The sequence below is a fragment of the Leucobacter komagatae genome (assembly GCF_006716085.1).
Taxonomy (GTDB): Bacteria; Actinomycetota; Actinomycetes; order Actinomycetales; family Microbacteriaceae; genus Leucobacter; species Leucobacter komagatae.
On sequence record NZ_VFON01000001.1, the window covers coordinates 387,224 to 406,858 of the forward strand.

Genomic DNA, 19,635 nt, shown 5'->3' on the forward strand with positions numbered 1-19,635 from the left:
TCGCTTAGCTTGACGTCGCTTAGCTGGCCGTCACTGCCTTCGCCCACGTGGCGAGCGGCATCGGTGACACGCCGACGAGCGCCGCAGCGCCGACTGTCGCGTCAAACGTGAACGCGGGCTCGGTCTGCAGCGCGGTGTAGAACCCCACGACGCCCGCAGCGGGGCCCTCACCAAGGATCGGCGCGGCCTGCGCCCCGAACTCGGCGGGCGTAATGGCTTCGAACGCGACCTCGGTGCCGAGCGCCTCCGAGAACGCGGCGGCGAGGTCTGCGCCCTTCACGGGAGGCAGATGGCCGACGCCAACAACGCCGGTAACCGAGGGGTCTCGCAGCAGCCCGACGATCGCCTCGGCGACGTCGAGGTGTGACGCCCACGACACGGCGAAGTCTTCGCGAATCGGGTACCGGAGCACACCGTCCTCGCGGATACCGGCCTGAATGTGGGGGAGTAGGAGGTTCTCGAGGAACAGTCGCGGCTCGATGACCGCCGTCGGAATGCCGGTCGCGGTCACGCCGTCGACGAGTTCGGCGAGCGGCGAGTCGGCGGGCGCCTGCAGCGGGGTACCCGGCGCGCCCAAAATCACACCGCTCGTCGAGATGACGACGCGGCCGGGGCGCGCGGCCTTGACGGCGGCAGTCGCAGCGCCTGCGATCTTCATCAGCTCATCTTGCGGCGCCATCGGGAGGTGGATGAAGACCGCGTCCGCGCCGGTGTAGGCCTCGGTGAGGTCGCTCTCTGACGTTGCGTCGACTGCGAGCGCACGGGCGCCGGGAACCGGCTTGCCGGAGCGGCTGAGCGCGATGGGCTCTTCGCCGAGGGCGACGAGAGCGGCTACGACGGGGGACCCTTGGGCGCCTGTTGCGCCGTGAACTACTGTTCTCATACTTCAATAGTGCAGCAAGAGCATCAGTTACATCAACTGCACTGTTGGGGTAGACTTCAGCCCATGACCGAAGAACTTCCCGAGTGCGGGGTTGCCCGCTTCCTTGTGCTCCTCGAGGGGCCGTGGGCGACGCTTATCGTTCGCGAGCTGTTGCGCGGCCCGCTCCGGTTTGGTGAGCTTCGCGACTCGCTTCCTGGCATCAGCCCCCACACGCTCACGAGCCGGCTGCGGCAGTTCGAGGCCCACGGGCTGGTGACCCGCACCGTGTACGCGGAGGTTCCGCCGCGCGTCGAATACGAGCTCACGCCGCTCGGGCGAGAGCTGCGCACGGTGCTCGACGCGATGGCGGAGTGGGCGCTGACGGTTCCGGCCGCCAGCGCGTAGGGAGGGCCGGAGTTTAGCGGTAGAAGCCCTCGCGCAAGTTGATACCGTGCTCGACCCAGGCCTTGAGGGCAGCGAGCATGCCCGTCCAGCCCTCGCAATTTCCGAACGCGGCCCGGGCGCCGGCCTCGGTTGCCTGCCACGATCGCTCCGTAATCTTGACGAGGGTGCGTGTGTCGTCGTCGAACGGCTCGAACTCAAACACGACAGTGGTGTAGCCCGCTCCATTCGGCCCATCCGGACTATCTGACCCGCTCGCGGTGGCCTCGCCCGCCCACCTGATCTCGATCCGGCTAGGTGCCTCCGCGGCGACCACGGTGACCGGGAACGCGCCGGGGAAATCGGCGAAGTCCCACTGCACGATGAGCCCAGTGTCTATGCGGCCGACGGCGCCGCCCGTCGTGAAGTATTTCGAGAGCTTCGCGGGGTCAGCGACCGCCTCGTAGACCTCGGCGCGCGGTCGGGCAACCCTGCCTGAGACGGTGAAGCTGAGTTCGGAGGGTGGGCCCGGGGTGTTGTCCGTGTCGCTCATGATGCAAATCTAACCGCCGGCGTCGAGAGTCGCACCTGTGAGTTTCGGTGGCCTTTCAGCGGGTGAGGCGTCGATAAACTGGGGAGCTATGACGCATGCTCAAGATGTCGAACCTGGCGGGCAGTTCTCGGTGCGCCTCGCTCGCGAAGCCGACGTGGGGGCGATCTTCGCCGTGCGACTCGCCGTCCGGGAGAATGTACTCACGATGGCGGAGCTCGCTCGGCTTGGCGTGACACCCGAGTCGTTTCGCGAGTTGATCCGCGCCTCCGCAGATACCTGGGTGGCGGAGCGCGATGGCATCGTCGTTGGGTTTGGGAGCGTGGACCGGGAAGAAGGCAGCGTGTTCGCGTTGTTCGTGGACCCGGGGTCGTCAGGACTCGGGATTGGCGATGCGATCCTTTCGCGGCTCGAGGCGAGCCTGTTCGCCGATTGCGAGACCATCTGGCTCGAGACCGGTGCCGAGAGCGGTGCGGCTCAGTTCTACGCGCGCCGTGGCTGGCGGGTGACTGTTGCCCTTGCCGATGGCGACGTGCGCATGGAAAAATCCCGGAGTGCCTCGGTCGGTGGCCCAGGGGCGAGCCGCCGATAGTCGGTGGGGGAGAGCCGCCAGTGGGCTGAGAACCGCCGACTTGCGTAGCTCGGATCCTCCCACCCGACGGTTCGGCCGGCCGCCGCTACCGTGAGTTCGGTGGTCCGCAGCAGGTAGGCCATGCGTTCGGCACGCAGCTGTTGCAGGTACGCCATCGGCCCAACGCCGAGATCGGCACGGAACGCGCGCACGAGCTGAGAGCCGGAGGTATTGAGGGCCGCAGCGAGCCTGTCCAGCCGCCACGGCGCGGCGAGCCGGGAGTGCAGCAAAGAGATGGCTTGGCTCGTTCGCTCGCTGTGGGGCAGCAGGGTCGCCTCGCTCGTGAAGTGGGGCGGCGCGAGCGGTGAGGAAGCGAGGGGCGTTGCCGTCGCCCACTGGTTCGCGAGGAAGTCCATGAGCTTGTAGGCGATCGCGACCTGCCCGAGCAGCGTTCGTTCAGGGGCCTCAGCGATCCGGGTGAGGAGATCTCCGAGTCGCGCGGCGTCTTCCCGCTGCAGGAGGAGTGCCGCCGCAGCGCCCGGTGTCGCAAGGTGGTGGATCGCTGGCCCCATGGCCGCAGTGAGTTCTGGCGAAGCGGTGAGCGTGGCGAGGAGGCCGCGCGTGAGGTAGACGTTGGTGAAGCTGAGTTCGGAGACCGCTCGGTGAGCGTGCCAGCCCTGAGGGCCCAGGATTAGCAGGGTGTCGGGGGCGAGCGGATGCACGCCAGCCTCGGTGAAGTGTTCGCCCTCGCCCGCCGTGATCAGCGCGACCTCGGCGAAGTCGTGCGCGTGCGCGACCATGTCTTTGCGCAGCTCAACGCGTTCTGCGGCGAGCACCGTGCCCGGTCGGGCGAATACTTCAGCTTCGGACAGTACGTAGAGGGGGCCCGTCATGCCGCGCTCCCACCACGCTGGCCGGGGTGCGCACGGAGACGTCCGCGCCGGCCTGCGGCCAGGGCTGTGAAGTTCGGGGCGGTGCCTGGCCAATCGAAGTCTGTGAGGCTGGGGCTGCCGAAATCGGTGCGTTCAAGTCGTTCGCGCTGCGGGCGCACCCCATTCATTTCGGTGCGATCACTAGCTGAGCGGGGCCAGGTTGCGGCGGTCATACTGAGAGCTTTCGGGGTTGGTGTAGGGCCGGGGGCTACCCCACCTTGGCAGGTAATTGACGCGCGCGCCAGGCCTGAGTGAAGCCACGCTTGGATAATCGAGTCACATGCACGGGGTGCGAACGTTGTGGGTTCCAGCCCGAGTTCCTTGCAGAAATGTGTATACAAAAATGTGACAACGGGCCTGGTTTTTGTATACATTGTTGATCAGTCTCGTCCGCCAACGACGGCGGGCCAGAAGTCAGGAGAACCATGCAGGATCACGGAACGCGTGTGCGTGCGTCCCGGAAGTGGGTGAGTGTGGTCGCATTGGCCACGCTCGCGATGACCGTCACTGGGTGCGTGCCGTTGCAGTACCCGGAGGCGCGCGGCCCACAGACCGACGTCACCGAGGCCCCGTCAACGGGCAAGGGAATGCAGAGCGGGGGTGACCTCGTCATGGCGCTGTCCTCGGAACCCGACAAACTCGACCCGACGACCTCGACGTCGCTCTACACGCGCTTCGTCATGAACGCGATGTGCGAAAAGCTCTACGACATCGACGCCGACGGCCAAATCGTCCCGCAGCTGGCGACCGAGCTTCCCGAGGTGAGCGCTGACGGCTTGCGCGTGACGATCCCCGTTCGCACGGGCGCACAGTTCTCCGACGGCACCCCATTCAACGCCGACGCCGTGCGCGGCACGCTTGAGCGTAACCTCACGCTCGAGGGCTCGACCAGAAAAGCCGAGCTTGGGCCGATCGAACGGGTGAGCGCCCCCGACGCCGAGACCGTCGTCGTCGAGTATGCGACACCGTTCGCGCCACTCACCGCTGCCCTCGCCGACCGCGCCGGCATGATCCTGTCCCCGACAGCGCTCGCCGACGACACCACGGCATTCGCCGATAGCCCCAGCTGCGTAGGAGCTTTCAAGTTCGTCGAGCGCATCCCGCAGACATCGATCAAGCTTGAGCGCGACCCCGGGTACTACGCTGCCGACGAGGTTCACCTCGACACGATCACCTTCCGCATCATGTCTGACGCGAACATTCGCGCCGCGAACCTGCGCTCGGGCGACGTGCACGTTGCCGACGCGATCTCACCGCAGGATGCCGACGCGCTCATGCTCGAGCGCGACATCGAGGTGCTGCAGTCGGGGTCGCTTGGCTACCAGGGTCTCACCGTCAACATTGGGAACACCAACGGCACCGGGCAGCCCGTCGAACAGCGGGAAGGGCCACTCGCCTCAGACCCGCGCGTGCGCCAGGCACTCTCGATGTCGATTGACCGCCCTGCGCTTGTGAACTCGGTCTTCAACAACTGGTACGACCCCGCCTGCAGTGCGATCTCGCCGAACAGCCCGTTTGCGACACCGGCGTCGAGCAACTGCCCCGAATTCGACCCTGAGGGCGCGAGGGCGCTGCTCCAGGAAGCCGGCGTGGACATTCCGCTCACGGTCACGCTGAACGTCGCGAACTCGCCAGACGCACTGCGCTACTCGCAGGCCCTGCAAGCGAGCGTGCGTGAGGGCGGCTTCAATCTGCGCATCGAGCCTGTCGAATACTCGACCCTGCTCGACATGCAGAAGGGCGGCAAATTCGACCTCATGCAGATCGGCTGGTCGGGTCGCATCGACCCGCACGGCAACATGGCCACCTTCCTCACAACGGGAGCCGGCAACAACGACGGCGGTTACAACAGCGCGGAGATGGACGACCTGCTCGCCCGCGCCGCGCAGCTCAGCGACATCGGCGAGCGCGCCGAACTCTACGGCGAGGCCGTCGAGCTCGCGCAGCGAGACAACCCGCTCATCTACACCTACCGGCAGCGCAACATCACCGCTCACGCATCCGACGTCGCCGGTGTTAGCACCTACACCGACGGGGTCGTGCGGCTGAGCCGCGCCGGTTTCGTCGCCGAGGAGGACTAGAACGCATGCCACGCTACATTCTGAACCGGCTCTGGCAGTCCGCGCTCACGCTGTTCCTCGCCTCGATCGTCGTCTTCATTGGCGTTCGTGCGATCCCGGGTGACCCCGCTCTCGCGATGGCGGGGGAGGAAGCCGACCCCGAGACCGTCGCCGCAACACGGGAACGCCTCGGCCTCGACAAGTCGATCTTCGTGCAGTATCTGTCGTTCGTCGGCAACCTGTTCCGAGGTGATCTCGGCAACTCGCTGCGCACCGGCGCACCCGTGACCGACCTCATCGGCGCGACGCTTCCGGTCACGCTCTGGCTTGCCACCTACGCGATCGTTATCGCAGTCATCGTTGGTGTGCTTGCGGGCGTCATCGCCGAGCGCTTCCGAGGCCGCTGGCCCGAGTGGATCGCGAACATCTTCGCGATCGTCGGGCTATCAGTGCCGAACTTCTGGCTCGGCATTCTCGCGATCATGTACCTCTCCGTGATCTTGGGCTGGTTCCCCGCCTCCGGGTACGTCCCGGTGCTGGATAACCCAATCACGGGTCTCTACTACCTCACGCTGCCCGCGATCATTCTCGGGATCAGCCTTGCCGCCGTCATCATGCGCCAGACGCGCGCCTCGATGATCGAATCGATGGGATCTGACTACGTGCGCACGGCACGGGCGAAGGGTCTTGGCCGCTTCCGGATCCTGTTCCGCTACGGCCTACGGAACTCGCTCATCGTCGTCATGACGATCGTGGGTCTCCAGCTCGGCGGCCTCATCTCGGGCGCCGTCGTGACCGAGCGCATCTTCGGCCTGCCAGGGTTCGGCAAGCTCACACTCGACGCCGTCTTTACCCGCGACTACCCGGTCATCCAGGCCGTGGTGCTCGTCGTAACGCTCGCCTACATTCTGATCAACCTTGCCGTGGACGTGCTCTACTCGGTGATCAACCCCCGCATTCGCGTGGGAGGGAGAAAATAGTGTCTTCGAATTCCCCAACAACGCGCGCTGCGCAGGCAGTGCCGCCGTCGACCGCCGCGATCGCGGTTGGCTCCGACCTCGGCTCGGACCGCGGTCGCCTCTGGCGGTCGCTCCGCCGCAACCCGCTCGGGCTCGCCGGTGGAGTGCTGCTCATTATCGTGCTGTTTGTCGCGCTCTTCGCCCCGCTCCTCGCGCCCTATGATCCGGCCGAGGTGCACTTCGACACCCCGTTCCAGGTCCCCGGAACCGTTGGCTTCGCACTCGGCACGGATGACCTCGGTCGCGACATCCTCTCGCGGATCCTGTACGGCACGCAGGCGTCCGTTCAGGTCGGGTTGCTCTCCGTCGCGCTCGCGATTGTCATCGGCGCACCGCTCGGCTTGCTCGCAGGGTACTGGCGCTGGCTCGACGGCATCGTGTCGCGCCTCACCGACGTGATGCTCGCCTTCCCGTTCCTCATCATTGCCGTGGGCCTGGCGGCAATCAACGGGGCGAGCCTTGGCAACGCGGCCGTCGCCCTCGGTATCGCCCAGATCCCGACGATGATCCGCGTCGTGCGCGCAGAGACCTTCCGGGTGAAAGAGCTCGACTACGTGCTCAGCGCGCAGGCCATGAGCGCCGGGCCCACCCGGATCCTTGGCGGGCACATCCTGCCGAACATCGTCTCCGCGATCATCGTCCAGGCGACCGTGATCATCCCCGTCGCCGTGATCGGCGAGGCGATCCTCTCCTTCCTCGGCCTGGGCATTCAGCCCCCCGGCTCGAGCCTCGGCATCATGCTCTCCGACGCGCAGCAGTACATCTTCCGCGCGCCGAGCGCGGCCGTGTTCCCGGGCCTTGCGATCATGGTGATCTGCCTGGCCTTCAACCTCTTTGGAGACGCTCTCCGTGACGCGCTCGACCCGTCGAGCGCGAGAAAGTGAACCCCATGCCTTTCACACCACCACCAGCATTTACGACGCGACCGACGCTCGAAGGCACCTTCGGCATGAGCGCGTCGACGCACTGGCTCGCGACGGCGAGCGCCCAGGCCGTGCTTGAGCGCGGCGGCAACGCATTCGACGCGGCCGTCGCGGGCGCCTTCGTCCTCCACGTCGTCGAGCCCCATCTCAACGGGCCCGGCGGTGACATGACCGGGGTCTTCCACGTCGCGGGTTCGAGCGATGGGCCGCGCGTGCTCATGGGCCAGGGGCACGCGCCCGCGGGCGCGACCCGAGAGCACTACCTCGGGGAGGGTCTCGAACTCGTGCCCGGGTCGGGCGCGCTTGCCGCGGCCGTTCCTGCCGCGGTCGACGCCTGGCTGCTCTTGCTCGCTGAGCAGGGCACCTGGGAACTCGCAGACGTGCTCGAGTTTGCGATCGGGTACGCCCGAGACGGGCACGCCGCGCTCGCACGGGTGTGCACCACGATTGAGAGTGTCCGCGAGCTGTTCCTCGAGCACTGGCCGACCTCGGCTGAGCTCTGGCTCACCGAAGGCGAGGCTCCGAAGCCCGGGCAGGTCATCCGAAACGAGCCCTACGCGCGCACCCTCGACAGGCTGATTGCGGCTGGTGCCGCTCTCGGCGAGGGCGCCGAGGGCGGCGAGGGCTCAGCGGGTGCCGAGGGCGCCGGCCGCGTCGCCCGCATCGAGGCGGCGCGCGACGCGTGGTCAGACGGCTTCGTCGCCGAGGCCGCGGCTGACTTCGTGCGCACCCCGCACCGGCACTCCTCGGGCACGGACCACGCCGGCGTCATCACGAAGGCCGACTTCGCCGGTTTCCGCGCGAGCACCGAGGACGCGGTCTCGATCGAGTTCCGTGGTGTGACCATCGCGAAGACCGGAGCCTGGGGCCAGGGCCCCGCACTGCTGCAGACGCTGCAAATCCTTGCCGGATTCGCAGACGACGAGATCGACCCGTCAACGGCCGATGGCGCCCACCGCATCATTGAGGCGCAGAAGCTCGCCTACGCCGACCGTGAGGCGTACTACGGGGACCACGAGGTGCCCCTCGATGTGCTGCTGTCTGAGGAGTACGCGGCTGAGCGGCGCGCGCTCATCGGCGAGACCGCATCGGCCGAGTTCAGGCCCGGGAGTGTTCCCGGGTACGCTCCGTTCCAGCCGCCCCTGCGCACCGAGTACCGGCCGCCGGCCCTCGCCGAGGGCGAAGCGATCGCCGGCGTCGGTGAGCCCACCGTTTCGAAGGCGGGCGTCACCAAGGGCGACACGTGCCACATCGACGTCGTTGACCGCTGGGGCAACATGGTGTCGGCGACTCCCTCCGGCGGCTGGCTGCAATCGTCTCCGGTCATCCCCGAGCTCGGCTTCTGCCTCGGCTCGCGACTGCAGATGACCTGGCTCGAGGAGGGCGCGGCCTCCACGCTCACCCCGGGGAAGCGGCCACGCACGACGCTGACCCCGACGCTCGTGCTGAGGGACGGCGAGCCCGTGCTCGCGCTCGGTTCGCCCGGCGGCGACCAGCAGGATCAGTGGCAGCTCCTGTTCCTGCTGCGCGTGCTCGTCGGCGGCTACACCCAGCAAGAGGCCATCGATGCCCCCGCGCTGCATACGACGTCGGTGCCGGAGTCATTCTGGCCGCGCACGTGGACGCCGGGCGGCGTCGTGGTGGAGGATCGGCTCGGCGACGATGTCATCGAGGCGCTCGAGGCTCGCGGCCACAAGATTACCCGCGCGGGAGACTGGGCGCTTGGCCGCCTCTCCAGCGTCGGACGGAACCCACAGACCGGCGCGCTTTCGGCCGCCGCCAACCCGCGAGGAGCGCAGGGCTATGCAGCAGGACGCTAAATTCATGCCTGGCGGCACAGCGGCCGCCACGCCGCAGGCACACGCCGAGCCCCTCGTGCAGGTTTCCGGCCTGACCGTCGGCTTCGCAACGGACCAGGGCGAGACCCAAGTGCTCCACGGGGTCGACCTCGACATCAAGCCAGGTGAGCGCGTCGCGATCGTCGGAGAGTCGGGGTCGGGGAAGTCGACGGTCGCGGCAGCGATCATGGGCTTGCTCGCGGCGAACGGTCGAGTCACCGGAGGTTCGATCAAGCTCCGCGGTCTGGAGCTCACTGGGGCCACCGAACGTGAACTGCGAACGATCCGCGGCGAGCAGATCGGTCTCGTGCCGCAGGATCCGATGTCGAACCTCAACCCCACGATGAAGGTCGGGGCGCAGATCGCCGACACGATCCGGGCGCACCCAACGAGCCACGGCGACCTGTCGCGCTCCGGGTTGCGCGCCAGGGTTACCGAGCTCATGTCGCTCGCGGGCATTCCCGACGCCGAGCGGCGCGCGAAGCAGTACCCGCACGAGTTCTCGGGCGGCATGCGCCAGCGCGTGCTCATCGCGATTGGGCTTGCCTGCAACCCCGACCTGCTCATCGCCGACGAGCCGACGTCTGCGCTCGACGTGACCGTGCAGCGCCAGATCCTCGACCACCTGCAGACCCTCATCGACGCCGAGGGCATCGCGCTGCTCTTCATCACGCACGACCTTGGCCTTGCGGCCGACCGTGCCGATCGCGTCGTGGTGATGAAGCAGGGGCAGATCGTCGAGCAGGGCACGCCCGCCGAGATCCTGAAGTCGCCGCGCGAGGAGTACACGCGCCGGCTCGTTGCGGCAGCCCCGTCGCTCGTCGCTGTGCGCGATAGCGACGCGGCGAAGGTGCAGGGGGAGGCGGCGGCTCAGGCCGAGGCGCGCGCGCACCTGCAGCTCGACACGGCGGCCGTGAACACCCCGCTGCTGCGGGTGAGCGGCCTCACCAAGGAGTTCAAGATCCGTGGCGGCGGAGGGATCCTGCGCGCGGTCGATAACATCTCATTCGATGTCGCGGCGGGAACGACAACCGCGATCGTCGGCGAGTCGGGATCGGGAAAGACGACGCTCTCACGGATGGTGCTCGGGCTTGAATCGCCGACGTCGGGGACCGTGCTGCTCGGGGGCGAGGACATCGCGGCCTCGCGGGGAGCGCGGCTGCGTGCGGCGCGCCGGCGGATGCAGCCGGTGTTTCAGGATCCGTTTGGGTCGCTCGACCCGAGCTACTCGATCGAGCGACTGATCGATGAGCCGCTGCGGATCTTTGGCGTCGGCGATCGAGCCTCACGTCGGGCCCGCGTCGCGGAGCTCCTCGATCAGGTGTCGCTGCCGCGCGCGGTCGCCCAGCGTCGACCGGGCCAGCTCTCGGGAGGCCAGCGCCAGCGCGTCGCGATCGCCCGCGCGCTTGCGATCAACCCCCAGCTCGTCGTGTGCGACGAGGCCGTTTCGGCGCTCGACGTGCTCGTGCAGGACCAGATTCTCGCGTTGCTCGCGGAGCTACAGTCGGAGCTCGGGCTCACCTACCTGTTCATCACCCACGACCTTGCCGTGGTGAGGCAGATCGCGCACCAAGTGCTCGTTATGAAACAGGGGGCGGTCGTCGAATCAGGCTCCGTTGATACTATTTTCGAAACGCCGGCGACCGACTACACCGCGCAGCTCCTCGAATCTATTCCGGGAGCGGCGTTCTTCGCCTAAGCAGCAGTACCTGCGGTGTGCCGGGTCGCGACCCGTGAACCGGCACACCGCAGACGATGAGGAGTGCACGTGGTTGTGAGCAACGTAGAACGGATTCGCAGCGTGCTCCGTGAACGCATCGTCATGGGGGACCTCACCGCTGGCACCCACCTCAACGAGATCGCCCTGAGCCGTGAGTTCGGCGTGAGCCGAGTCCCCGTGCGAGAGGCGATTCGGGCGCTCGAGTCCGAGGGGCTCGTCGACTCGAAGCTCTACTTCGGGTCGCGGGTGACTGCGTTACCCGCCGAAGACGCGGCCGATCTGTTTGATATCCGCGAGGAGATCGAGCGCGCGACAGCTCGGAAAGCGGCGCGACGCGCACCAGCCCTGCGCGAGGCAGCAGACGAAGACTGGGCAGCGATTCGCGCGGAGATCACCGAGATCCTCGCGGAGGGCGACGCGGCGCTCGCGGAGAAGCGCCTTGACCTGCTCGTTGGGCTGAACATGCGCTTCCATCAGGCCGTCGCGGGGCTCGCGGGGAGTAGCGTGCTCTCGGCACTGCTCGTCACCATCGCGGGCTCAATTGAGCGGCTCTATAAGGCAGACGCCCCGCAACGGTCGAAGACCTCGTGGCCCGAGCACCACACCATCATCGAGGCGATCGACGCGGGCGACGTCGATGCCGCAGGCAACGCCATGGCGGGCCACGTACGTCGATCCAAGCGGAGCTACTTCCGCGGGCTCCCGAAAGAGGCTGTCGCCCCTTCCGAGGCATAGCGCTGCTGGGGGACGTGGCTGCCGGAGATACGGCTGCCGGAGATAGCGCTCCCGAGGTGAATGTCGGCGGTCGCGCCTAGCCTGTCCGCATCAGCGGAACCCCGCTGTCAGCGTTGACAACACGGGAGGGTGCACGATGGACGACACCAAAAGTACTGACGGCCGCGGCGTGAGCGCCGATTCGACGGGCGAAGTGATTCTCTACCACGCGGCCGATGGCTCGCCCGCCATCGAAGTGCGGCTTGAGCATGACTCGGTGTGGCTGAGCCAGCAGCAGATTGCTGAGCTGTTTGGCACGACCCGTGAGAGTATGCACCATGCACCTTCGTGGGGTGTATCGCGAGGGTGAACTGGCTGAGTCGGCAACCTGTAAGGAATCCTTACAGGTTCGAATTGAGGGCAACCGCCAGGTTCGACGCAAGACCCTGACCTACAACCTCGACGCAATCATCTCCGTGGGCTACCGGGTCAAGAGCAAGGTGGCAACGCAGTTCAGAATCTGGGCGACCGCCCGGCTCCGTGACTATCTCGTGCGCGGGTATGCCCTCAACGAGCAACGGCTCGAGCAGCTCGGCGTCGTCGTCAAGGTGCTGAGCCGGTCTGACGACGAACTTGTCGCAGGGGTCGCCGACGTGTTGGCCGGGTATCTCCCGGGGGTCGGCAGGTGGCCGCGGAGTTTCCGGCAGACACCCTGCTGGGCCGGGAACGCGGTGATGCGCTTGAGGCGACAGTCGCAACGATCTACCAGGGATTCGCCGGGCACGAGCTGTACCCAACAGTTGAGGAGAAAGCGGCGAACCTGCTCTATCTGGTCGTGAAGGACCACCCGCTCGCCGACGGCAACAAACGCAGCGCTACGGCGCTCTTCGTGACCTTTCTCGCCCGGAACGGGCTCCTCAACGACGGCTTCGGAAGGCCTCGCATCGGCAACAAGGCGCTTGCTGCCACGACCCTGATGATCGCGATGAGTGACCCGGGAGAGAAAGACCTCATGATCGCGCTGCTCGTGCGAATGCTGGCCGATTGATCAGGGGAGCCCATGCGACACCCGCGACAGGTAACTTGGAGTCGGTGGCCTGAGTACCCGTAGCCCCAACGAGAGTTTCCCTGGAGGAGAGCGAGCATGGCGTTTGACACGAAAGCGGTCGTCGCGGCGGCCGCGGCGCAACTTGTCGAAGCGGTGCGCTCCGTCCACGAGCAGTACCCGACCGAGGCAATCTACGGCGCCATGTTTCACGAGTTCTACGGCGATGGCACGGTGATCTATTGGCCGATGGTCACCGTCGGTACCGAGGAAACACTCGCCGCGGTCGTCGCCGACTACACCGCGCAGTCGGGCGCTGAAGAGGGGCTCTCCGAGTCGCTCCGTTGGTCTGGGCCCGACCTCACACACGGGTTCGACCCGACCCCGGAGCTGCAGGCCCGTGCTGATGCGGTACAGGCGTCGGCGGGTGCCGGGAGTGCCCAGTGGGAGAACCAGTACGATCGCTGGCTGCGCTGCTTCCCCAAGGCCGCGAAACAGGCCATGAAGCAGCTCGTCGCAGAGGGAACCGTGTCGAAATCGTTCGTGGCGGTTGCCGCAGACGAGGCGGGCGAGCTCATCCCGCTGAGCCTCACGAAGTCGCAGCTCGTCGCGCACTTCCCTGAGTACGACGACGCCGAGCGTGAGCGCCGCCGCCTCGCAGCTCTCCCCGTCGAGGAGCGCGTCGCAGAACTCCTCACCGAGGCGGTTGCGCCCCGGTATCAAGGGCCACTGATCGGAGAGCACGAGGGCCTGCTCGTCGGCTGCGGCACAGCGGCGATCCCCGCGCTCGCGAGCGTCGTACGACACGAGACGCTCGCCCGCGGTGATGTCGTCGCCGCGCGGCTCCTCGCGGAGATCAACGTTGATACACCCGAGGTGATCGAGGCGCTTGACTGGCTCATGCGTTCGAAGAAAGCGCAACAGAACTCCCGCGCCTGGGCGGCGAGCGCCCTCGCGCGGCTCGGCCGATCAGACCTGATCCTCACCCGCGTCTCCGAGCTGCCCGTCGACGTCGCCGTGCGAGGCCTCGCCGACCCGCTGAGCTCGTTTCGCGACCGCGGTGCTCACCGCCCGCTCGATTACGCGCCGATTGAGCGTGCGCTCGAACGCCACCCCGAGCTCGAGGCGGTGTTCGAAGAGGAGCTGCGCCCGGGTAGCGGCTACTGCGCGCTCGCGTCCGACGAAATTCCCACCGCGCGCGCCGCGCTCGCATCCCGGTGGGAGATTGTGCGCACACACGCCCGAGTCGTGCTCGAGGACGCCGGCGCCTCGGCGTGACACCGCCGCGCTGCTGCTCGTGTCCGTGGCGCCTCGCTCGCGGCGGTATCCTTGGTAAGTGACAAGCTCTCGTTCAGAAACCGCCTACCAGCGCGCGCTGGCAGCGTTCAAGAACCCGACGCTCGACCTGCTGCACGGTCGCTACGCTCCCTTCGTGGTCTCGGTGCTCTCGGGGATGTTTACCGCCGAACGCCACTCCGTGCCGATTTCTGACGCCCACATCGAGGTCGGCAACTTCGTCGACGAGCTTCGCGCGGCAGGGTACGACCGTGACGAGCGGCGGTTGCCGAGCGGTTCGGGCCGTGATATTTGCCGGTACTGGGCCCGCGTCGGGTGGCTCGTCCCACAGATTCAGGACGGTGTCGAGCTGTACCGACTCTCAGCGCAGGCCGTCGGCGCGCTCGAGATCGCCGGCCGCGCCGGTGGCGGGCGAGCAAAGGTATCGCGCTCGCGCGTGCGCACGCTGCTCGAATCCGTCGAGCAGCTGACGCTGAGCGCGGAGACGGATCCGGCGAAGCGCATCGAACGGCTGCTCGCCGAACGCGCCGAGATCGACGCCGAGCTCGCTCGCCTCGACGGCGACGACGACTTTGACCCCATCGACGACGAGCAGTTGCTCGAAGACACGGAGAACGTGCTGCACCTCTCGCGCGAGCTCCCGGCCGACTTCGTTCGGGTCGCAGAGTCGATCAACGCGATGCAGCGCGACGTCATCGCCGAGCTGCGCCGCGACGAGCGCCCGACGGGCGACGTGCTGCGGGAGTACCTGCGGCGGGGCGAGCACGTGATGGATGCGACCCCTGAGGGCCGCGCCTTTTCCGGCGCGCTCAAGCTCATCGGCGACCCCGAACATATTGACCAGCTCACTGAGCAGCTCCAGTCGATCCTTGGCCGACCCTTCGCCCGGCTGATGACCGCCGAGCAGCGAGGCGACCTCCGCGCGATCGCGAAGCGGGTCGAACAGGGCGTCGAAGAGGTGCTGACCGCCCAGCGGCGGGCCTCGCACATCATTACGACCCAGGTGCGCACGCACGACCCGATCCGCGACCGCGAGGTCGACGGGCTCTTGCGCAGCGTCATGGCCGGCTTGCAAGCCTGGGTGCCCGAATCGAACGCGCGCGACCGCGTCGAGCCGCTGCGGGCGCTGCCGACGGCAGGGATCCACCACCTCCGCCAAACCGTGAGCGACCCGCGGCCCCCGAACCTGCCCGCCCCGCTGCGCGACGCGGACGAGGCCGCGAGTGCGGCGGAGTTCGTCGACGCTGACACGCGGGCGTGGGGCGGCCCGAAGTACGTCGAGCTGGAGGCATACGTCGCACGGATCGAGGGCGAGGCCTTTGACCTTGCCGAGGCGTTCGAGGGCATCGACGACGTCGAGACCCGGAGGCCGGCTGACTTGCTCGGTCTGCTTGAACTCGCGCACCGGCGCGGGATGAGCGAGGGCGACGGCGTATCGGTTGTCGAAGCGACGCGCCCCGATGGCACGACCCGACGGTTCGCGTTCGGCGCAGTGACGGCTCGTGCTGGCGTCGCCGGCGACACCCGTGGCGCCGACGAAACGGCACCTATTGATTCATCGGCCGCGCAATCCGCGGCCACAGTTGGAGCACATGCAAGTGAGTGAGATGGCAGAGACCGAGCAGGCAGCGACCGAGCAGTCAGCGCCGGAGGTAGCAGCGCCGGAGACGGCAGCGCCGGAGGCAGCAGCGCCGGTAGCCGAGACGCACGACGCCGACGGCGCCTTCGTCGGCGCCGCGCCGATGGAGCGCGACCCCGAGGAGTTCTTCGTCGGAGACCGGGGCGTGCTCGACCCCGCCGTGCGCCGCGTGCTCGTGCGCATTCTGCAGCGTCGCGTGGTCTTCGCGGATCGACACAAGGACGACTGGACGGTGCTGCTCGAGAACCAGCAGGTCATCGAGTCGCGACTGCACGATCTGTTCATCAGGCTCATCGTCGACCCCGATCGCGGGGTCGCCTACAAGCAGCAGGTTCGCTCTGAGGAGCTCGAGGTTCCCGTGCTGCTGCGTGATGAGGCGTACAACCGCGCCGAGACGCTCGTGCTCGTCTACCTGCGCACGGTGTACCAGCGCGAGTCGACGGCGGGCGAGCCCTCCGTGCGCATCGACGTCGAAGAGATCGAGCAGACGGTGCTCAGCTACTTCGCCGACAGCGACGGCAACACGGCCGCCCGTCAGAAGACGATTGAGAAGGCGCTCAACCGCCTGCGCAATGAGGGCATCATCGACGAGGAGTCTGAGGGTAGGTACCTCGTGACCCCGCTCGTCGAGGTCGTGCTCAGCGCAGACAGGCTCGGCGAGCTGCAGCGGTGGCTGAAGGAGCAGGTGGTTGACGCCGCCATGAAGAACGAGGATCCCGCATCATGACCATGCTCGACACACTCTTTGGGCTGATTCCCGCTGCCTCCCGCGGTCAGCAATGGGTCGCAGACGAGTTGCAGCTCGTGAACTGGGGCGGCTACGACGGGGCGCACCGGGTGAAGTTCTCGCCTAACGCGACGCTGCTCTGTGGCGGCTCCGGCTCGGGGAAATCAACCCTTATGGACGCCTACATTGCGCTCATGATGCCGCACACGACGCCCTTCAACGGCGCCTCGAACGGGGGAGTTGCTGGCCGCTCGCGCGGTGAAGAACAGCGCAACATCCTCTCCTACGGTCGCGGCAAACTCGACGAATCCCGCACCGACGAGGGCACCCGCGTGCGGGTGTTGCGCGGTGACGGCGAGGATACGTGGACGGCGATTGCCGCGACCTGGGAAGACCACGACGGCTCAAAGTTCACCGCGCTGCGCGCCTGGTACATCCCAGCCTCGGCCCGCATCATCGAAGACACGGTGCGGGTGCGCGCAACCATCGACGGCCCGTTCGAGCTCGGCGACCTTGAATCGGCGGCGATCCAGCGCTTGAGCGATGCCGCCGTGCGTACCGCGGGGCTCGAAACCTATTCGACCGACAGGGAGTTCTCGGCGAAGATTCATTCGGTGCTCGGCATCGGGGCCTCTGGGGCAGGCGCGAAGGCGATGAGCCTGCTCGCTCGAATCCAGGCTGGCCAGCAGATCACGACGGTCGACGAACTGTACAAGCGCATGGTGCTTGAAGAGCCCGAGACGCTCGCAACTGCAGACGCCGTCGTCGAGCACTTCGACGAGCTTGAGGGTACTCGCATGCGGATGGTCACGGCGCAGCGCCAGGTGCGCGCCCTGCGCCCGATCCGCGATATGCGGGGCCGCATCGTCGCGGCGGCAGACCAGCTGCGCCTCATCGACGACATCGGGCGCTTCGACGACCCCGACTCGCTGTCAGCCCTGTGGCGCACGGGGCGCCGCCTCGAACTGCTGCGCGCCGTCGAGGCTGAGCTGCAGCAGGATAAGGCGGCGGCTGACACCGAGGTGCGCACGCAGCAGGCATTGGCGTCTGCCGCGGAGGCAGAGCGCGAAGGTCTCGTCGAGGTGCTCCGCAACTCCGGCGGCGACCAGATCGAGCGTGCCGAGCGCGACCTCTCGATCGTTGAAAAGCAGCTCGAGACCGTCACGGCGACGCGTCGGCGCTTCGACGAGGCCATCTCGCCCATCGGGGAGGAAGCGGCGACCGAGAGGCAGTTCCGCCAGCTCATCGCCCGCGCCCAGGCGGCGCTCGCCGACCCGCAGGCAAAGGCAGGCGTTCGTGACGCCTACGCCGATGCCCGGGGCAAGACGAACGCGCTGCGCGAGCAGGTCTCCGACCTCGCAAAGGAGAGCGGCCGCGCCGAAGGGCTCAGAGGAAACATCCCCGGCCACCTCCACGAGGCGCGGGAGCTCCTCGCGAGCGCTGCCGGGATTCCGGTCGAAGATCTGCCGTTCGTCGGCGAGCTCATCGAGGTGCGCACGGAGTTCGAGCCCTGGCGGCAGGCGTTCAACCTTGCCCTCGGTGGCTTCGCGACGACGCTGCTCATTGACACAGCGAATCTCGGCAAGTTTCGGCAGGCGATCAACGATGTGCGCCTGCCCATGCGGCTGCGCTACGAGGGCGCGCACACCGACCGCGGGTGGCACGCGCGGCTCGACCCCGCGCTGCTGCCCGGCAGGCTTGAATTCCGCGACACCCCGTTCACGGGCTGGTTGATGGACAGGCTCGAGGAGCAGTTCGGGTTCGTCTGCGTCGACACGGCGGCCGGGCTCTCGGAGCACCGCATGGCGCTGAGCATCAGCGGCCAGATGTCGCAGGGCACGCGCGGCGCGCACGGCGGGCACGGGCGGGCCAACGTGCTCGGGTTCTCGAACCAGCGCCGCCTCGACGAGCTCGCGGGCCAGGCCGGCGACCTGTCGGCGCGGCTGACCGCCGCGACGAAGGCGGAGAAGGAAGCCGCTGCGGCGCTCGACGCGCTCGACGCGCGCTACGCCGCGTACGCGAAGATCAGCGACCTCACGTGGGATCAGGTCGACGTGGCGACGCTTGAGGAGCAGCGCGAGAAGTGGACGGCGCTCGTCGCCGAGCTTGTCTCGGGCAACCCGAAGCTTGAGCCACTCAAGGCGCAGATCGGTCAGCTCAAGCAGAAGCTCGCGGAGCTGCAGAAGGCGCTCGGTCGCGCCGAGGCCCGCCAGGAGAAGGTCGCCACAGACTGGGCGCACATCACCGACGAGGTCGACGAGGCGCAGCGCGCCGTTGACGACGCAGAGGACGCGGAGCGCACGCTCGACCCACAGCAGCTCGCCTACCTCGACGATCGCTTCGACAACCCAGCGGGCGCGCCAGCGCGAAGCAAGCTTGAGGCCCTCGCGCGGTTCGACGCCGCGCTCGATACGGCATCGAAGCTGCTGCGGGAGGATCAGGCCGCCGCGCAGCTCACGCTCGAGGAACAGCGGCTGCACCTGAAGCGCGCGCTCGAGTCGTTCCTCGAGAGCTGGCCCAACCCGAACCTCCGCGCCGACCCCGACTCGTCGCTGAAGGACTTCGAGCGCATCCTCGCTGAGCTCGAGACGAGCGGCCTGCACGAGCTCGAGACCGAGTGGAAGCACAGCCTGCTGAAGCTCTCGGGCAACGACCTCACCAACCTCGACTCGATGCTCAGCCGCGCGTTGCGCGAGATCAAGGAGCGGATCGAGCCGATCAACCGCATCATGCAAGACCTGCCGTTCTACGACGACAACCACCGGCTGCAGATCACGCCGCGCGAGAACCAGTCGGAGGCGCGCCGCCGCTTCCGGGCCGAGCTGCGCGAGGTGCGTTCGCTCATCAGCGACGCGAAAACGGATGAGGATCGCGAGCAGGCGTACGAGCGGATGAAGAAGTTCATCGGGCGCATCAGGCGTACCGCGCCCGACTTCGCCGAGCTCGTTGACGTGCGCAACCACGTGCGCGTGAGCGCTGAGAAGGTTGACGCCGTCACGAAGGAGCACGCGGCGCTCTACGACCACATCGGTGAGAAGTCGGGTGGTGAGTCGCAGGAGCTGATCGCGTTCATCGTGGGTGCCGCGCTCCGCTACCAGCTTGGCGACGCAGACGCTGAGCGACCCCGCTACGCCCCGGTGTTCCTCGACGAGGCCCTCATCAAGGCCGACGCACACTTCACGAAGCGCGCCATCGGCGCGTGGCGTGGCCTGGGGTTCCAGCTCGTGATCGGCGCACCGAACGATAAGTACAGCGCGATTGAGCCCCACGTCGACGTCGAGTACGACATCCTGAAAGACACGACCGGGAGGTCGTGGGCGAAGCCGAAGGTGGGGCTGCCGGAGGCCCGGTAGCCCCC

Annotated in this window: 17 protein-coding genes and 1 pseudogene; 15 read left to right on the top strand and 3 right to left on the bottom strand. The window is 67.5% G+C overall.

Features of this window, described 5'->3' with window-relative positions; all coding sequences use genetic code 11:
• Positions 1–19: 19 nt before the first annotated feature.
• Positions 20–883: an SDR family oxidoreductase gene (locus tag FB468_RS01745; RefSeq protein ID WP_141885829.1), complete on the bottom strand. Its 864-nt coding sequence runs from the start codon at positions 881–883 to the stop codon at positions 20–22.
• A gap of 63 nt (positions 884–946) precedes the next feature.
• On the opposite strand from FB468_RS01745, the gene FB468_RS01750 reads away from it, so the two are divergent.
• A complete protein-coding gene (locus FB468_RS01750; RefSeq protein ID WP_141885830.1) occupies positions 947–1,267 on the top strand; it encodes a winged helix-turn-helix transcriptional regulator in 321 nt (106 codons plus the stop codon).
• 13 nt (positions 1,268–1,280) lie between these two features.
• Here the strand turns inward: FB468_RS01750 and FB468_RS01755 are convergent, their stop codons facing one another.
• Positions 1,281–1,796 carry an SRPBCC domain-containing protein gene (locus FB468_RS01755; protein ID WP_141885831.1) on the bottom strand — a complete coding sequence of 172 codons (516 nt, stop codon included), beginning with the start codon at positions 1,794–1,796 and terminating at the stop codon, positions 1,281–1,283.
• Positions 1,797–1,884: 88 nt separating this feature from the next.
• Between FB468_RS01755 and FB468_RS01760 the strand changes: the two genes are divergently transcribed.
• Positions 1,885–2,385, top strand: coding sequence for a GNAT family N-acetyltransferase (locus FB468_RS01760; protein ID WP_141885832.1), 501 nt, complete (start codon positions 1,885–1,887; stop codon positions 2,383–2,385).
• Here FB468_RS01760 and FB468_RS01765 read toward each other — a convergent pair.
• The gene (locus FB468_RS01765; RefSeq protein WP_141885833.1) at positions 2,277–3,257 is read right to left on the bottom strand and encodes an AraC family transcriptional regulator; all 981 of its coding nucleotides are present in this window, start codon (positions 3,255–3,257) and stop codon (positions 2,277–2,279) included. The two genes, FB468_RS01760 and FB468_RS01765, sit on opposite strands and share 109 nt — an antisense overlap.
• A 512-nt stretch (positions 3,258–3,769) precedes the next feature.
• On the opposite strand from FB468_RS01765, the gene FB468_RS01770 reads away from it, so the two are divergent.
• The 13 genes and pseudogenes from FB468_RS01770 (at position 3,770) to FB468_RS01825 (ending at position 19,630) form a co-directional block, all read left to right on the top strand.
• Positions 3,770–5,377, top strand: coding sequence for an ABC transporter substrate-binding protein (locus FB468_RS01770; RefSeq protein ID WP_246055683.1), 1,608 nt, complete (start codon positions 3,770–3,772; stop codon positions 5,375–5,377).
• A 5-nt stretch (positions 5,378–5,382) separates the two neighbouring features.
• Positions 5,383–6,336 carry an ABC transporter permease gene (locus FB468_RS01775; protein WP_141885834.1) on the top strand — a complete coding sequence of 318 codons (954 nt, stop codon included), beginning with the start codon at positions 5,383–5,385 and terminating at the stop codon, positions 6,334–6,336.
• Positions 6,336–7,259, top strand: a complete 924-nt coding sequence (locus FB468_RS01780; RefSeq protein ID WP_246055684.1) for an ABC transporter permease — start codon at positions 6,336–6,338, stop codon at positions 7,257–7,259. The genes FB468_RS01775 and FB468_RS01780 overlap by 1 nt, the downstream gene beginning before the upstream one ends.
• 5 nt (positions 7,260–7,264) lie before the next feature.
• Entirely contained in the window at positions 7,265–9,118 is a 1,854-nt protein-coding gene (locus tag FB468_RS01785; protein WP_141885835.1) for a gamma-glutamyltransferase family protein, read from the top strand.
• A gap of 4 nt (positions 9,119–9,122) precedes the next feature.
• Positions 9,123–10,835, top strand: a complete 1,713-nt coding sequence (locus FB468_RS01790) for a dipeptide ABC transporter ATP-binding protein (RefSeq protein WP_211359061.1) — start codon at positions 9,123–9,125, stop codon at positions 10,833–10,835.
• A 75-nt stretch (positions 10,836–10,910) separates the two neighbouring features.
• Complete coding sequence (locus FB468_RS01795; protein WP_141885837.1) at positions 10,911–11,591, top strand: GntR family transcriptional regulator; 681 nt, start codon at positions 10,911–10,913, stop codon at positions 11,589–11,591.
• A 136-nt stretch (positions 11,592–11,727) separates the two neighbouring features.
• On the top strand, positions 11,728–11,940 hold the full coding sequence (locus tag FB468_RS17335) for a virulence RhuM family protein (RefSeq protein WP_246055685.1): 213 nt from the start codon (positions 11,728–11,730) through the stop codon (positions 11,938–11,940).
• Positions 11,909–12,103 (top strand): annotated as a pseudogene (gene rhuM / locus FB468_RS17340) (RhuM family protein); the annotation flags it as partial. The gene FB468_RS17335 and the pseudogene rhuM, both read left to right, overlap by 32 nt.
• Before the next feature lie 152 nt (positions 12,104–12,255).
• Positions 12,256–12,618: a type II toxin-antitoxin system death-on-curing family toxin gene (locus tag FB468_RS01805; protein WP_141885838.1), complete on the top strand. Its 363-nt coding sequence runs from the start codon at positions 12,256–12,258 to the stop codon at positions 12,616–12,618.
• Positions 12,619–12,714: 96 nt separating this feature from the next.
• Complete coding sequence (locus tag FB468_RS01810; RefSeq protein WP_141885839.1) at positions 12,715–13,893, top strand: DUF4303 domain-containing protein; 1,179 nt, start codon at positions 12,715–12,717, stop codon at positions 13,891–13,893.
• A gap of 58 nt (positions 13,894–13,951) precedes the next feature.
• Positions 13,952–15,517, top strand: a complete 1,566-nt coding sequence (locus FB468_RS01815; protein ID WP_141885840.1) for a DUF3375 domain-containing protein — start codon at positions 13,952–13,954, stop codon at positions 15,515–15,517.
• A gap of 136 nt (positions 15,518–15,653) precedes the next feature.
• Positions 15,654–16,277 carry a DUF4194 domain-containing protein gene (locus FB468_RS01820; protein WP_141888059.1) on the top strand — a complete coding sequence of 208 codons (624 nt, stop codon included), beginning with the start codon at positions 15,654–15,656 and terminating at the stop codon, positions 16,275–16,277.
• Entirely contained in the window at positions 16,274–19,630 is a 3,357-nt protein-coding gene (locus FB468_RS01825) for an ATP-binding protein (protein WP_141885841.1), read from the top strand. The genes FB468_RS01820 and FB468_RS01825 overlap by 4 nt, the downstream gene beginning before the upstream one ends.
• Positions 19,631–19,635 lie beyond the last annotated feature (5 nt).